Origin of the sequence: Nonomuraea zeae (assembly GCF_005889725.1) — a bacterium.
Lineage (GTDB): Bacteria > Actinomycetota > Actinomycetes > Streptosporangiales > Streptosporangiaceae > Nonomuraea > Nonomuraea zeae.
This window is the reverse complement of sequence record NZ_VCKX01000131.1, coordinates 19,072-32,320: the sequence shown is the minus strand read 5'-3', so window position 1 is coordinate 32,320 and position 13,249 is coordinate 19,072. Positions and strand designations below refer to the sequence as shown.

13 protein-coding genes are annotated in these 13,249 nt (G+C 71.8%); 8 read left to right on the top strand and 5 right to left on the bottom strand.

The features are described from left to right. The first annotated feature begins 89 nt into the window (after positions 1-89). The gene (gene recQ / locus ETD85_RS34185; RefSeq protein WP_138693949.1) at positions 90-1,898 is read left to right on the top strand and encodes a DNA helicase RecQ; all 1,809 of its coding nucleotides are present in this window, start codon (positions 90-92) and stop codon (positions 1,896-1,898) included. Positions 1,899-2,794: 896 nt separating this feature from the next. On the opposite strand, the gene ETD85_RS34180 is transcribed toward recQ, so the two are convergent. Next, positions 2,795-3,370 carry a TIGR03086 family metal-binding protein gene (locus tag ETD85_RS34180; protein ID WP_170246983.1) on the bottom strand — a complete coding sequence of 192 codons (576 nt, stop codon included), beginning with the start codon at positions 3,368-3,370 and terminating at the stop codon, positions 2,795-2,797. Positions 3,371-3,582: 212 nt separating this feature from the next. Between ETD85_RS34180 and ETD85_RS34175 the strand changes: the two genes are divergently transcribed. Further along, positions 3,583-5,211 carry a CocE/NonD family hydrolase gene (locus ETD85_RS34175; protein WP_206058943.1) on the top strand — a complete coding sequence of 543 codons (1,629 nt, stop codon included), beginning with the start codon at positions 3,583-3,585 and terminating at the stop codon, positions 5,209-5,211. Between the two features lie 463 nt (positions 5,212-5,674). After that, complete coding sequence (locus tag ETD85_RS34170) at positions 5,675-5,956, top strand: hypothetical protein (RefSeq protein WP_138693947.1); 282 nt, start codon at positions 5,675-5,677, stop codon at positions 5,954-5,956. A gap of 210 nt (positions 5,957-6,166) precedes the next feature. On the opposite strand, the gene ETD85_RS34165 is transcribed toward ETD85_RS34170, so the two are convergent. Continuing rightward, on the bottom strand, positions 6,167-6,976 hold the full coding sequence (locus ETD85_RS34165; RefSeq protein WP_138693946.1) for an alpha/beta hydrolase: 810 nt from the start codon (positions 6,974-6,976) through the stop codon (positions 6,167-6,169). A 145-nt stretch (positions 6,977-7,121) separates the two neighbouring features. On the opposite strand from ETD85_RS34165, the gene ETD85_RS34160 reads away from it, so the two are divergent. Genes ETD85_RS34160 through ETD85_RS34145 form a run of 4 tightly spaced genes read left to right on the top strand, consistent with a single transcriptional unit; the run spans position 7,122 to position 9,677 of the window. Next, positions 7,122-7,607: a methylated-DNA--[protein]-cysteine S-methyltransferase gene (locus ETD85_RS34160; RefSeq protein WP_138693945.1), complete on the top strand. Its 486-nt coding sequence runs from the start codon at positions 7,122-7,124 to the stop codon at positions 7,605-7,607. After that, positions 7,604-8,368 carry a 2OG-Fe(II) oxygenase gene (locus tag ETD85_RS34155; RefSeq protein ID WP_138693944.1) on the top strand — a complete coding sequence of 255 codons (765 nt, stop codon included), beginning with the start codon at positions 7,604-7,606 and terminating at the stop codon, positions 8,366-8,368. Before ETD85_RS34160 ends, ETD85_RS34155 begins: the two co-directional genes overlap by 4 nt. Then, a complete protein-coding gene (locus tag ETD85_RS66055) occupies positions 8,365-9,039 on the top strand; it encodes an Ada metal-binding domain-containing protein (RefSeq protein ID WP_138693943.1) in 675 nt (224 codons plus the stop codon). The genes ETD85_RS34155 and ETD85_RS66055 overlap by 4 nt, the downstream gene beginning before the upstream one ends. A gap of 11 nt (positions 9,040-9,050) precedes the next feature. After that, the gene (locus ETD85_RS34145; protein WP_138693953.1) at positions 9,051-9,677 is read left to right on the top strand and encodes an alpha-ketoglutarate-dependent dioxygenase AlkB family protein; all 627 of its coding nucleotides are present in this window, start codon (positions 9,051-9,053) and stop codon (positions 9,675-9,677) included. On the opposite strand, the gene ETD85_RS34140 is transcribed toward ETD85_RS34145, so the two are convergent. From ETD85_RS34140 to ETD85_RS34130, 3 genes are read right to left on the bottom strand one after another with little or no spacing between them, the layout of a single operon-like run. Next, positions 9,661-10,359 (bottom strand): helix-turn-helix domain-containing protein, encoded by a 699-nt coding sequence (locus ETD85_RS34140; RefSeq protein ID WP_240779612.1) that lies wholly within the window; start codon positions 10,357-10,359, stop codon positions 9,661-9,663. The genes ETD85_RS34145 and ETD85_RS34140 overlap by 17 nt on opposite strands. Positions 10,360-10,418: 59 nt before the next feature. Further along, positions 10,419-11,453 carry an alpha/beta hydrolase gene (locus ETD85_RS34135; protein WP_138693942.1) on the bottom strand — a complete coding sequence of 345 codons (1,035 nt, stop codon included), beginning with the start codon at positions 11,451-11,453 and terminating at the stop codon, positions 10,419-10,421. Positions 11,454-11,483: 30 nt separating this feature from the next. Further along, complete coding sequence (locus ETD85_RS34130; RefSeq protein ID WP_138693941.1) at positions 11,484-12,698, bottom strand: amidohydrolase family protein; 1,215 nt, start codon at positions 12,696-12,698, stop codon at positions 11,484-11,486. Between the two features lie 99 nt (positions 12,699-12,797). On the opposite strand from ETD85_RS34130, the gene ETD85_RS34125 reads away from it, so the two are divergent. Beyond that, positions 12,798-13,241 carry an SRPBCC family protein gene (locus ETD85_RS34125; RefSeq protein WP_138693940.1) on the top strand — a complete coding sequence of 148 codons (444 nt, stop codon included), beginning with the start codon at positions 12,798-12,800 and terminating at the stop codon, positions 13,239-13,241. Positions 13,242-13,249 lie beyond the last annotated feature (8 nt).

Below are 13,249 nucleotides of genomic sequence, written 5' to 3'. Positions count from 1 at the left end.
GCGGAGGTGTGAGGGGGCAAACTGGTGGGACGCGATCGCCGTCGGCGAACTGACCGAACACACCGCCCCCGAACACGTAAGGTAGCCGCATGGATACCCCCATCGAGGCTCTGCACCGTGTCTTCGGCTATGACTCGTTCCGGGAGGGTCAGCAGGAGATCATCGACCATGTGGTGGCCGGCGGCGACGCGCTCGTCCTCATGCCCACCGGCGGCGGCAAGTCTCTCTGCTACCAGATCCCCGCCCTGGTGCGCCCGGGCGTGGGCGTGGTCATCTCGCCGTTGATCGCACTGATGCAGGACCAGGTGGACGCGTTGCGGGCGCTGGGCGTACGCGCGGGGTTCCTCAACTCGACCCAGGACTTCGACGAACGCCAGCTCGTCGAGGCCACCTTCCTGGCGGGCGAGCTCGACCTGCTCTACCTCGCCCCCGAGCGGTTGCGCGTCGACGCCACGATGCGGCTGCTGGCCAAGGGTGAGATCTCGGTGTTCGCCATCGACGAGGCCCACTGCGTGGCGCAATGGGGTCACGACTTCCGTCCCGACTACCTCGGGCTCTCGGAGCTGCACGAGCGCTGGCCGGACGTGCCGCGCATCGCTCTGACCGCGACCGCGACCCCGGCCACCCACGCGGAGATCTCCTCCAGGCTCGGCCTCGACCAGGCCCGCCACTTCGTCGCCAGCTTCGACCGGCCCAACATCCACTATCGCATCACGCCGAAGGCCGAGCCGAAGCGGCAGCTGCTGGAGTTCCTGCGCACCGAGCATCCCGACGAGTCGGGCATCGTCTATTGCCTGTCGCGCTCGTCGGTGGAGAAGATCGCCGAGTTCCTGCAGGAAAACGGCATCGCGGCGGTGCCGTACCACGCCGGGCTGGACGCCCGCACCCGCGCCACGCACCAGTCCCGCTTCCTGCGCGAGGACGGGCTGATCGTGGTGGCCACGATCGCGTTCGGCATGGGCATCGACAAGCCCGACGTCCGTTTCGTCGCCCACCTCGACCTGCCCAAGTCGGTGGAGGGCTACTACCAGGAGACCGGGCGGGCCGGGCGCGACGGGCTGCCCGCGACCGCGTGGATGGCGTACGGCCTGCAAGACGTGGTGCAGCACCGGCGGATGGCCATGGAGGGCGACGACGCGCACCGGCGGCGCCAGGTTCTTCACCTGGACGCCATGCTCGCGCTGTGCGAGACCGTGACCTGCCGCCGGGTGATGCTGCTCGACTACTTCGGCCAGAAGGGCTCGGAGCCCTGCGGCAACTGCGACACCTGCCAGACGGCTCCGGAGTCGTGGGACGGGACGGTCGCGGCGCAGAAGGTCCTGTCCACCGTGCTGCGGCTGGCCAGGGAGAAGCGGCAGAAGTTCGGAGTGGGGCAGGTGGTGGACATCCTGCTCGGCAAGAAGACCGCCAAGGTGCTCCAGCACGGGCACGACAGCATGACCGTGTTCGGGGTCGGGAGCGACCTCGGCAACGCGGAGTGGCACGGAGTGGTGCGGCAACTTCTGGCGCAGGGGCTGCTGGCCGTGGAGTCTGACTACGGGGCCCTGGTGCTGACGGACGACAGCGCGGCGGTGCTGCGGGGGCAGCGGGAGGTGCTGCTGCGCCGCGACGCGCATCGACCGGCTCGGGCCAAGACGGCCTCGTCGAAGGCACAGCCGGCGGCCGAGCTGCCCGCCGAGGCCGCCCCGGTCTTCGAACGCCTCCGCGCCTGGCGCGCGAGCATCGCGAAGGAGCAGGGCATTCCGGCGTACGTCATCTTCCACGACGCGACGTTGCGCGAGATCGCCACCCTGTCGCCGTCCTCGCTGGTGGAGCTGAGCCGGGTGAACGGCGTGGGCGAGAACAAACTGGCGAAGTATGGGGAGCAGGTGCTGGCCACACTGCACGGAGCCGAGTGACGCACGACGGTGGGGCCCCACCCGCGTGCGCACCACGAGCTTGTGGGGCCGCACGCGTGTGGGGTCGCACAAGCTCGCGGCCCGCACGGGGTGGACGCCGGCCGTAGAGCACGACGTACCGCACGGCCGGACGGCGGGCGCACGGACGGCAGATCACGCCGGACGGACAGCGGGCCGCACGGGAGGGTGCACCACATCCGACGAGCGACAGGCGCGTAGGACGACAGGCGACACCGGCCGGGCGGCGGGCGCGCAGGACAACAGGCCACACCCTGCGGACACGGACGCCCAAGCGAACCCGCACAGGCAGCGTGGAATGCCGGGTCCCACAGACAGCGGGCCGCACGAGATGGCGGGCCTCACAGGGATGGGACGGAACGGCGGGGCCGCATAAGGCTGGACGGAACGGTGGGCTGCGCGGGATGGCGGGCCTCAGAGGGCTCGGACGGAACGGCGGGCCGCACGAGATGGCGGGGCGGGCAGGGCTGCACGAGATGGTGACCACATGAGATGGCGGCCACACAGGACGGTGGGTGTGCTGGGCGGTTGATGTGGGTGTGGGGTGAAAGTGGTGGTGGCGACGGCCGCACGAAGAACGGTCGTCGCCACCACGTTGGCCGGCCTGGTCGCGGCGATCGGATATTTCGCCATCCCGCGGACCGGGCCGGACGGGTCTCATCCGCCTGGCACGGCGTAGCTCGCGTCGTGGTTCTGCTGCGGCCGGTGCCCGCTGACGATCTTCTCACCGTACCGGCCGGGCGATTGTGGGTCGTGGGAGGGGGGCCGTGCCCGCGTGAGCGGTCGGACAATGCGTACGGAATGATCGTACGGCCTATGAGCGGGAAATGCTGGATGGGCTCGGCTGTTCTGTCCTCGAAACCGGGCTGCGGCGCGGATCAGGCCGGGTCGCGACCGAGGTAGGCGAGGAGGCGGTCCTGCGCCGGAGCGTAGGCCGGGACGCTCAGCGGCAGGGCGAACCGGTCGGGCCGATCGGCCGGCGTCACGAACAGGTGGGCCAGGTCGAGCAGTTCCTCGGCCATGAGCGGCGGGATCGGATGGTGCTCGCCACAGGTCCTGGCCACGTCCCACCCGTGCACGGAGATCTCGATCGCGCCCACGGCGGCCACCATCGGGCTCGTCAGGTGGCGGTCGTCTATCGAGACCAGGTGGTCGGAGAGCGTGCCCGCCCATAGGCCCAGCGTCTCGGTCGCCCTGTCCCGGAGGAGGAGCGCCGACGGCGTACGCGACACCGGTTGTCGCTGTTGCCAGCCGATGTGGCCGGTGGCGGCCTCGTTCAGGGCTTGCAGGGAGTCGTTCATGTGCGCGAGCAACGTCTGGAGATTCCAGCCCGCGCAGGGGGTGGTGCGGCAGAGCGCTGCCGGGCTCACGACGCGGAAGGCTCCGCGCGCGTAGTCGATCGCCCGCTCCAGCAATGCCACACCCGCGACCAATGCCTGTGTCTGACCGCTCATATCGCCTCCTCGCAGATGCAGACCCCCAGGCACGGGAAAAATCATCGGCCTGCCCGGCACCGACTTTCGGGATGTGCCGGACCTCGGAGAGAGGTCAGGTGAGCGGTGCCGGATGGAGAGTTCGGTGAGGAAAGATGCGCTGCTGCGGCTATTGGACCGTTTCGATGGGGAAAGTGAGCCTTACGCTGGGGGCCGGAGCGAAAGGATCTGCCATGAGCGTGCTCAGCAGACTGTTCGACCGCTATCTCGGACTGCCCGAGCCCACGACGCCCGACGTCGAGGTCACCCGTGACCTGCGCGTCCCGATGCCCGACGGCGTCGTGCTGCTCGCCGACCGCTACCGCCCCCGCGGGTCCGAGGCGCTGCCGGTGGTCCTGATACGGACCCCGTACGGCAAGCACCGGCTCGACTCCAAGGTGACCGGGCGCGTGCTGGCCAGTCGCGGCCTGCAGGTCGTGGTGCAGGACGCCCGCGGCACCTTCGGCTCAGGCGGCCGGTTCTCGGCCTTCCACCAGGAGAAGGACGACGGGCTCGCGACGGCCGCCTGGCTGCGCGAGCAGCCCTGGTGCGACGGCCGGCTGGCGATGGCCGGGGCGAGCTACCTCGGCTACACGCAGTGGGCGATCGGCCCGCACCTCGATCCCCCGCTGGAGGCGATGTGCCTGGGGGTCACGGCGAGCGAGTTCACGACGACGTTCTATCCGGGCGGGGTGTTCGCCCTGCACAACATGCTGACCTGGACCGCGCTGATCGGCACGCAGGAGGAGGCCCCGCTGGGCGGCATGCTGCCCAACCCGCGAAAGGAGCGCCGGGTGCGCCGGGCCATGGCGCACGTGCCGATCGACACCTCCGACGTGGCCGCGATCGGCAAGGAAGTGCCGTTCCTGCGCGAGGTGGCCGCGCACGCCGAGCCCGGCGACGCGTTCTGGGCCGACACCGACAACAGCGCCGCCGCCGTCAAGATGACCACTCCCACCAGCATGGTCACCGGATGGTGGGATCTGTTCCTGCCCGCGCAACTGCGCGACTTCGCCGCGTTGCGGGAGGCCGGGCGGCGCAGCCGGATCACGATCGGCCCCTGGGGGCACGACCTGGGCGCGCTGCGGGCGCAGGTGTCCGACCAGGTGTCGTGGCTGTCGGCGCATCTGCTCGGCGACAGCGCCCAGCTCCACCGCTCGCCCGTACGGCTCTACCTCCAGCGCGCCGACCGGTGGCTCGACTTCGACCGGTGGCCGCCGCCGCAGTCCACCCCCACGCCCCTCTACCTGCTGCCCCACCGCGGGCTCGGCTGGGACGCGCCGGGCGAGAGCGACCCCGACACCTTCACGTACGATCCCGCTCATCCCACCAGGTCGGTCGGCGGGCCACTCCTGTCCATGCAGGAGGCCAAGCAGCGCGACAACCGGGACATCGAGTCCCGCCCCGACGTGCTGGTCTACACGAGCGCGCCGCTCCCCCGGGACCTCGACCTGATCGGTCCCGTCTCCGCGACCGTGTACGTCCGGACCGACACCGGGTACGCCGACGTCTTCGTACGGCTCTGCGACGTCGATGCGGACGGAGTGTCGCGGAACGTCACCGACGGCATCCTCCGGCTCCCAGCGGGGAGTGAAGGGGTGGTCCAGGCCGAGATCGAGCTGCATCCGACCGGGTACCGGTTCCTGCGCGGGCACCGGCTCCGGGTGCAGGTGGCGGGCGGGGCGTTCCCTAGGTACGCCCGCAATCACGGGACCGGGGAGCCGGTGGGCCGGGCCGTACGCACTCGGACGACCCAGTTCGAGATCTTCCATGGTGCCGGACATCCGTCGTCGGTGATGTTGCCGATCCTGGGCGGTCCATAGCCTCCTTTCACGACCGGCCGAATCTCCATCCTCGGTCTCGGAACCTTCTGGCTCGGGCCGGAGTAGAGAGGTCGAGGAGAAGGGGGTTCGTTTGATGAGGTCGTCGATGGAGGGAGCTGGGGTGCTTCCGTCGCCGCTGCGCACTGGTGTGGGGGTGGTTTCGGTGGTCGTGGCTGTGGTGGCGGCGATGGGGTTGACCGGGTGCTCGGCTGGTGCTCCTGCGGGGGGATCCGCCTTGAGTCCCAGTCCCAGTCCCACTCCCAGTCTTGGTTCCGGTGCGAGCTCCGGTCCCAGCGCGAGCTCCGGTTCGAGTCTCAGCCCGGCTTCGAGTGCCAGCTCGGGGCCGGAGGCCGGGCCGAGTGGTGAGGTGGGTCCGGTCGTCACCGGGACCGGGTGTGATGGCACTCCGGTTCGCCTGGGTGAGGGGTTTCCTGAGGTGCAGGGCGTTGCCAAGGACGCTGAGTTGTGGGGGTTGCTGTTCGTGAAGGAGCCGCCGCTCTCCCATGGCGAGGAGGTCAAGATCGTGTGGCGGATGACCGGTGAAGGGCCGCTGACGGTCAAGGCCACGCTCCCCGACGGGACCGCCGCCAAGCTCGCCTGGGGGCCCGAGGAGCACGGCGGGTCGAGCTGGCGGCGGCCCGGGCAGGAGTGGGGCACCGGGCTCGTCTTCCCGAAGCGGGGCTGCTGGAAGATCGAGCTGACCCGCACGCGCGGCTCGGGACATGTGTGGCTGCCCGTCCGCTGACCGCCAAATCGGCCCGGGCACGTGTGACTGCCCGTCCGCTGACCGCCAAATCGGCCCGGGCACGTGTGGCTGCCCGTCCGTTGACCGCGAAATCGGCCGGGCACGTGTGGCTGCCCGTCCGTTGACCGCCAACGCGGGCTGGGTGCGCCGTCGCTCGTCAGTGAGCCCGGCGCACGCGGCCGGTACGTCCGAGGGGACGTGGCAGATGGGTCAGGCGCTCAGGGCGCGGTCGATGAAGGCGATCACGTCGTCCAGGACCTCGTCCTTGTTCGTCTCGTTGAAGACCTCGTGCCGGGCGCCCCGGTAGATCCGCTCGGTCAGGTCCGAGCCCCGCACGGCCTCGATGCCGCCCCGGCTGCCGGGCAGCGGGACGAGCTCGTCCTCCTCCCCGTGCACCCACAGCGTGGGCAGCGCCCCGAACGTCCCGCCCTTGGCGATCTCGGCCAGCGTCGTGGCGAACGCCTCCAGCGTCGCCCGCTTGAACGGCCCGTGCCACACCAGCGGGTCCGCGGCGTACGCCTCCCCCACCGACAGGTCGCGGGAGAGCGTGGCCGGGTCGATGGGGATGTCCGGCGGCTCCTCGAAGGCCAGCAGCGCGGGCACCACCGCCCAGTCGCCGATCACCGGCCCGGACAGCACGAGCGCGGCCAGGCCCGCGCCGTACCGCTGGGCGTAGCGGGCCGCGATCATGCCGCCCATCGAGTGGCCGATCACCACGACGGGCACGCCAGGGTGCTCGGCCCGCGCGCGCTCCTCGACGGTGTGCACGTCGGTGACCACGTCCTCGAAGTCCTCGATGAGCACCCGGTCGCCCGCCGACCTGCCATGGCCCATGTGGTCGAGGCCGAAGACGGCGGCGCCGTGCCGGACGAGCCGGTCGGCCACGTACTCGTAGCGTCCGATGTGCTCGCCGTAGCCGTGGACCAGCACGACGACGTATCGCGGCCGGTCATGGGGCCACTCGCGGACCGTGTTGAGCCCTCTGACGCCGGTGAAGGTGTGCTCTCGCGACTCGGCCATGCCTGCTCCTCGCTCACGCCTCGCTCGAAATTGCGGTGAGCGTACGCCGCGGGCCGCTGATCGTCCACCTGACCTGCCGGGGAGAAGGCCGCCGCGACGTCCGAAAACCGCTGACTTTCCGGGGGCGGCCGGTGTTGTAGAGAGTATGGACATCTACACCACGATCGAGAGCCCGTTGGGCGAGATCCTGCTGGCCGGCGACGGCTCGGTGCTGACCCGCGTGTCGTTCGACGTGGGCGTGCCGGCCGGGTGGCGGCGCGTGCCCAGCGCGTTCGCCGAGGCCGAGCGGCAGTTCGGCGAGTACTTCGCGGGTGGGCGCACCTCCTTCGAGCTGCCCTGCCTCTCGTCTGGCACCGAGTTCCAGGAGCGGGTCTGGGCCGAGGTCGCGGCGGTGCCGTACGGGACCACCACGTCCTACGGCGCGATCGCCGCGCGCATCGGCGCGCCGCGCGACCGCATCCGCGCCGTCGGGGCCGCCGTCGGCGCGAACCCGCTGCTCGTCCTGCGGCCCTGCCACCGCGTCGTCGCCGCCGATGGCGCCCTGACCGGTTACGCGGGCGGCCTCGGGCGCAAGCACGACCTGCTCACGCTCGAAGGCGTGCTCCAGCCGCAGCTCTGGAGCGTGTCATGACCGCCGAGCAGCTGAGCCTCACCACGTCGTACGTGCCGCCGGCGCCCGGAGCCGGGCCGCGGGCCGGGAAGGTGGGTGCCGCCGACTGGGCGAAGCTGGCGGAGGAGGTCGACTCCGTCGGCTGCGCGCTGACGCCGCAGGTGCTGACGGACGCGGAGTGCCGGGAGATCTCCGGTCTGTACGACCGGGCCGGGCTGTTCCGCTCCACGATCGACATGGAGCGCTACCGGTTCGGGTCCGGCCAGTACCGGTATTTCGACCGGCCCTTCCCGCCCCTCGTCCAGGACCTGCGCGCGGCGTTCTACCCGTACCTGCTGCCGATCGCCCGCGACTGGGCGGCCCGGCTCGGGCAGCCCGCGCCCTGGCCGGACGACTTCGGCGAGTGGCTCGGCATGTGCCACGAGGCCGGGCAGCGCAAGCCGACGCCCATCCTCCTGCGCTACAAGCAGAACGACTGGAACGCCCTGCATCGCGACCTCTACGGGGACCTGGTGTTCCCGTTGCAGGTCGTGATCGGGCTCGACCGGCCGGGCGAGGACTACGCGGGCGGCGAGTTCCTGCTGGTGGAGCAGCGGCCACGAGCCCAGTCGCGGGGCACGGTGACCCTGCTGCCCCAGGGACACGGGCTGATCTTCACCACGCGCGACCGGCCGGTGCGGTCCGCGCGCGGCTGGTCGGCCTCGCCCGTGCGGCACGGCGTGAGCACCGTACGATCCGGCCTGCGGCACACGCTCGGGCTGGTCTTCCACGACGCGGCATGACGTTCACGCTGATCGGCGCGGACGGCCGCCCGCACGCCGGCCCGGTGCCCGGCACGCTGGGCGGGCACCGCAAGGCCCGCCTGTACGGGCGGCTCGACTGCCCGTCGGCGCTGCGGGCCATCGCGCGCGGGGGCTACGTCCGGCACCGGGTGTTCTTCGCCGACGCCGGGACCGCGCTGGCGGCGGGCTACCGCCCGTGCGCGGTGTGCCTGCCGGAGGCGTACCGGAGCTGGCGGAGTGCGCCCACGGCCGCCGAGCTGGCGAAGGTGGTCGAGCTGCTGCACGAGCGCCGGGCGCGCGCCGTCGTGATCGGGCACGGCCGGGCTGCCGCGAACGTGGCGCAGGCGTTCGCGGCCGCCTGGCCCGGCACGGTGCTCGCGGTGGTCGGCTGGCCCGAGGAGGCGGCGTCGTGGCTGCGGCAGGCCAGGCGGTTCGCGACGGGCGAGCCGGACGCCTGGGTGGTGGCGGGGGCGCCGCTGGGGTGGGCCAGGATGAGCGAGCGGCTGCGGCTGAGCACGGACTGGGACCCGGCCCGTACGTACGGCTTCGCGTCCACCGCCCGCTCGGTCGCCCTGGCCGCGCCTGGGACACTGGAAGGCATGCGTGGAGCCGACCATGACGGAAACGGCTGGCAGATCGGCCGTAACGTGATATTTCGGGAGCCATCGTGATCCCACTACCCATGCGGGAGATCGCCCCCGGCGCGGTGCACGTGCCCGGCTGGCTGACCCTCGACGAGCAGCGCCACCTGGTGCGAGCGTGCCGCGACTGGGCCACGGGCCCGGTGCCGATCCGGCACACCGTGCTCCCCAGAGGCGGCGTCATGTCCGTGCAGACCGTCTGCGTCGGCTGGCACTGGCGCCCGTACGTCTACACGCGCGTCGCCCACGACGTCAACGACCGCCAGGTGGCCGACTTCCCCGCCTGGCTCGGCGACCTCGGCCGCCGCGCCCTGGCCTGCGCGTACGGCCGCCCCGACGACACCTACGACCCCGACACCGCGCTGATCAACTTCTACGACGGCCAGGCGAAGATGGGCATGCACCAGGACAAGGACGAGAAGTCCGACGCCCCGGTGGTGTCACTCAGCATCGGCGACACGTGCCTGTTCCGCTTCGGCAACACCGAGACGCGCGGCCGCCCGTACACCGACGTGCGGCTCGCCTCCGGCGACCTGTTCGTGTTCGGGGGGCCGTCGCGGCTCGCCTATCACGGCGTGCCGAAGGTCTATCCGGGCACCGGCGACCCCGCCAGCGGGCTCGCCTCCGGCCGGCTCAACCTGACGATGCGGGTCACTGGGCTGGGATGACGTAGTCGAACTCGTCGTCGGAGAGCGTGCGCCGCAGGGTCCGCAGCACCCTGGCCGGGTCGTCGTACGGGCCCGGCGTGTAGAAGGGCCGGCCGTCACGGCCGAACGTGATCGCCGCGTCGCCCTCCCACTTGCCCAGCACGTCGGACGCGGGCGCGAAGTCCTCGTGCGGCTCGAACCCGAGCGTGCGCGCGTAGTCGAGGGACCCGAACACCAGGTGCTGGGCCAGCTCGATCGGCGCCTCCTGCCAGCCGGCGTACTCGCCGAAGAAGTATTCGCGAAAACGCCGCAGCTCGCGGTCGTCGAGCACGTCGGGGCCGATGGCGTTCTTCACGCCGAGGCAGCGGACGTCGGCGAGGTAGCCGGCGACCGTCATCCGGTCCCAGGTGTGCCGCCGGGCGACGAGCACGCACACCATGCCCTCCATGCCCGAGCCGGGAGCCTCGTCCACCCAGCCGCGCGCGGGATCGACGCCGAGGCCCGCGCTCCAGCCGACGTTGATCCAGCACCCGACCACGTCGGGCTCGCCGTCGCCCGCGCTCTCGGCGCTCTCCGCGGCGATCGCGCGCACGAGCGGCGCGACGGCCGAGGGCGACACCTTCAGCGCGCGGGCGATCTCCTTCGGGGAGCGGCCCTGAGCCCTCAGTTCGCGTACCCGATCCTTCAGTTCCCCTGAGTCCATTCGCGCAGCCTAGCGGCAAGGGGATGCCCGGCGTGGCAGGTGGCGGCCCTCCGCCGGGCTCAGCCGGTCAGGCGGTGGGCGAGCCACGCGAGCGCGAGCGGGTAGCGGTACTCGATCCCGCCGTGACCGGCGTCGAAGAGCTCGAAATAGACCCGCTCATCCGGTACGCCGGCCGCCTCCAGCGCCCGGCGGAACGCGACGGCGCCGGCGTCCAGGAAATACTCGTCCCTGTTCCCCGCGTCCACCCAGATCGCCCGCATCGAGCGCAACGCCTCGGCGTAGCGCGGCTCGCCGGCCATCACGACGGGATCGCGGGCCAGCCAGCGCCGCCACACCTCGGGCACGACCGCGCCGGTGTCGTCGAACGGCATGTGCACCTTCCCGTCGTCGTCGGCGGAGTAGGCGGCCGCGTAGGCGTACATCTCCAGCAGCTCCAGGTCGCCCTCCTTGGTGCCGGCCAGCCGGCCGCGGAAGTCGGCCAGGAAGGCGTCGTAGGAGCCGTCGTACATGTCGCGTAGCCTGCGGGCCAGCCCGGGGAACGCGATCCGCCCGCTGACCTCGAACAACGCGTCACCGGCATGCGTGGCCAGCGCCCCGAACACGTCGGGAGCCAGCATGGCGGTCACCATGGCCCCGTAGCCGCCGCTCGACTTGCCGGTGACGGCTCGGTGGTCGCGGCCGGCGATCGTCCGGTAGTGCTCGTCCACCCAGGGGACGACCTCGTCGCGCAGGTAGGAGTGGTAGCGGCCGGTGCCCGGCGAGTCGAGGTACTGGCTGCCGCCGAGCGAGGTCCACGCGTCCACGTACACGACGATGACGGGCGGGGTGTCGCCGCCGGCGAACACGGCGTCCGCCAGCTCCGGGTAGGGCTGCCGGAAGGGCACCCGGTTCATCCACATGGCGACGTGGCCGGTGTAGCCGAGCAGCACGTAGACGGACGGGTAGCGCCGGTCGGGCTCGTCGTCGTAGCCGGGCGGCACGTAGACCATCAGCGGCCGCTCGTGCGGATCCCCCAGGGGGTTGCCGCGCAGCAGGGCGCTGTCGATGACGTGGTGCTCCAGGCGACCGGCCAGCTCGGCGGACCAGGGCAGCATGCAGGCTCCTTCGTGAGATGACGTGCGGATTCAGCCGACGGACGAGGTCACCGTGTCCACGCCCGCCTGGGTGACGGCGCGCCCCGAGACCAGGACGAGGGCGAGGTTGCGCAGGTCGGCGATGCGGTCGAGCGGGTCGCCTTCGACCGCGATCAGGTCGGCCCGCTTGCCCGCCTCCAGGCTGCCCGTGACCGCGCCGACCCCGCACGCGTCGGCGGCCCGCACGGTGGCCATCTCGATGATCTCCGCGTTGGCGAACCCCGCCTGCGCGAAGGTCTCCAGCCCGCCGACATAGCCGTCCGTACGGTTCTCGACGCCGGCGACCGCGAACCCGGCGTCGGTCCCCGCGATGAGCCGGACCCCCGCGTCCCGCATGGCCGCGACCGTGCGCAGCCAGTCGTCGATCATCTCGGGCCCGAACACGTCGCGCGAGCGCCAGAGCACCCCGTGCACCGTCGGGCACACGTAGGTGCCGCCGGCCGCGACCAGGTCGGCGACCTTGGCGTCGTAGCGGTGGCCCGCCGGGGTGAAGAACGTGCAGTGCTCTATGGTGGTGACCCCGGCCTCGACGGCGCTCTGGATGGACGCGGCCGCGTGCGCGTGGGCGGCCACGCCCTTGCCGCGCGTCGCCGCCTCCTCCACGACCACGCGCAGGTGCCCGGTGGTGTACTGGGGCACCCAGCTCGGCGGGGCGCCGGGGGTCATCTGGCCGCCCGAGGCCATCACCTTCAGGCAGTCGGCTCCGGCCCGCAGGTTCTCCCTGGCCACGCGGCGGATCGCGGGCTCGTCGTCGGCCTCGCCGCCCATGTACCAGCAGTGGCCGCCGGTGATGGTGATGGGCCTGGTGGCGGCCAGGAGGTGCGGCCCGACGGCCAGGCCATCCTCGATCGCGTCGCGCAGGGCCAGGTCGAGGAAGCCGCGCGCGCCGAGGTCGCGGGCGGTGGTGACGCCCGCCGAGACGAGCTTGCGCGCGTTCTCGGCCATCCGCAGCAGCAGGTGGTGGTCGCTCTCCCTGCTGCGCCGCGTCACCGGATCGACCTTGTCGTCGAACCCCAGGTGCACGTGCGCGTCGATCATCCCGGGCAGCAGCGTGTGGCCGGGCAGCTCGACGATCTCCGGGGCCTCCCCCGCGCTGCCGCGCGGCCCGACCGAGACGATCTTGTCGCCGTCGATGAGCACCTCGCCGTCCGCGACGACCTCTCCGGGGCGTCCCGTGAGCACTTTTGCGGCGCGGATGATCCTCATGGCGTCCACACTGTCACGCGTCTTAAGGCCACGAGAAGGGGATCGTAAGCCCGGCCCGGCACCTTGGTGTCATCGACGACGATCGCGAAGGACGAAGCGATGACCCAGACCGCCGAGTACGGCATCACCCGCGTCTTCAACGCCCCCCGTGAGCTGGTGTGGGCCTCCTGGACCGAGCCCGAGCGCTTCTCCCGCTGGTTCGGGCCCGCCTCGCTGGCCACGCCGGTGGGCCGGATCACCCTGGACGCCCGGCCGGGCGGGATCTGGCGGGCCTCGCTGCTGGGCGACGAGGGGTTCGAGGTGACGCTCGACGGCACGTACCGGGAGGTGGAGGCGCCGGGGCGGCTGGTGTTCACCACCGGAGACCCGGACCGGCCCGGCGACGCGCCCGCGTCCGTGGTGACGATCCAGCTCGTGGAGGCGGACGGGAAGACCGAGATGCGCTTCCACCAGTACGGCGTCAACACCGACCAGGAGCATGCCGAGCAGGCCAGGTCGGGCTGGGCCGAGTTCTTCGACCGCCTGGCCGCGCAGGTCGAGTAAGGCCCCCG

What these genes read in the sequence shown, in the direction of transcription:
- recQ (WP_138693949.1), top strand. Translation starts at nt 90, where the DNA reads ATGGATACCCCCATCGAGGCTCTGCACCGTGTCTTCGGCTATGACTCG.
- ETD85_RS34180 (WP_170246983.1), bottom strand. Translation starts at nt 3,370, where the DNA reads ATGAGCGGTCAGACACAGGCATTGGTCGCGGGTGTGGCATTGCTGGAG.
- ETD85_RS34175 (WP_206058943.1), top strand. Translation starts at nt 3,583, where the DNA reads ATGAGCGTGCTCAGCAGACTGTTCGACCGCTATCTCGGACTGCCCGAG.
- ETD85_RS34165 (WP_138693946.1), bottom strand. Translation starts at nt 6,976, where the DNA reads ATGGCCGAGTCGCGAGAGCACACCTTCACCGGCGTCAGAGGGCTCAAC.
- ETD85_RS34160 (WP_138693945.1), top strand. Translation starts at nt 7,122, where the DNA reads ATGGACATCTACACCACGATCGAGAGCCCGTTGGGCGAGATCCTGCTG.
- ETD85_RS34155 (WP_138693944.1), top strand. Translation starts at nt 7,604, where the DNA reads ATGACCGCCGAGCAGCTGAGCCTCACCACGTCGTACGTGCCGCCGGCG.
- ETD85_RS66055 (WP_138693943.1), top strand. Translation starts at nt 8,365, where the DNA reads ATGACGTTCACGCTGATCGGCGCGGACGGCCGCCCGCACGCCGGCCCG.
- ETD85_RS34145 (WP_138693953.1), top strand. Translation starts at nt 9,051, where the DNA reads ATGCGGGAGATCGCCCCCGGCGCGGTGCACGTGCCCGGCTGGCTGACC.
- ETD85_RS34140 (WP_240779612.1), bottom strand. Translation starts at nt 10,359, where the DNA reads ATGGACTCAGGGGAACTGAAGGATCGGGTACGCGAACTGAGGGCTCAG.
- ETD85_RS34135 (WP_138693942.1), bottom strand. Translation starts at nt 11,453, where the DNA reads ATGCTGCCCTGGTCCGCCGAGCTGGCCGGTCGCCTGGAGCACCACGTC.
- ETD85_RS34130 (WP_138693941.1), bottom strand. Translation starts at nt 12,698, where the DNA reads ATGAGGATCATCCGCGCCGCAAAAGTGCTCACGGGACGCCCCGGAGAG.
- ETD85_RS34125 (WP_138693940.1), top strand. Translation starts at nt 12,798, where the DNA reads ATGACCCAGACCGCCGAGTACGGCATCACCCGCGTCTTCAACGCCCCC.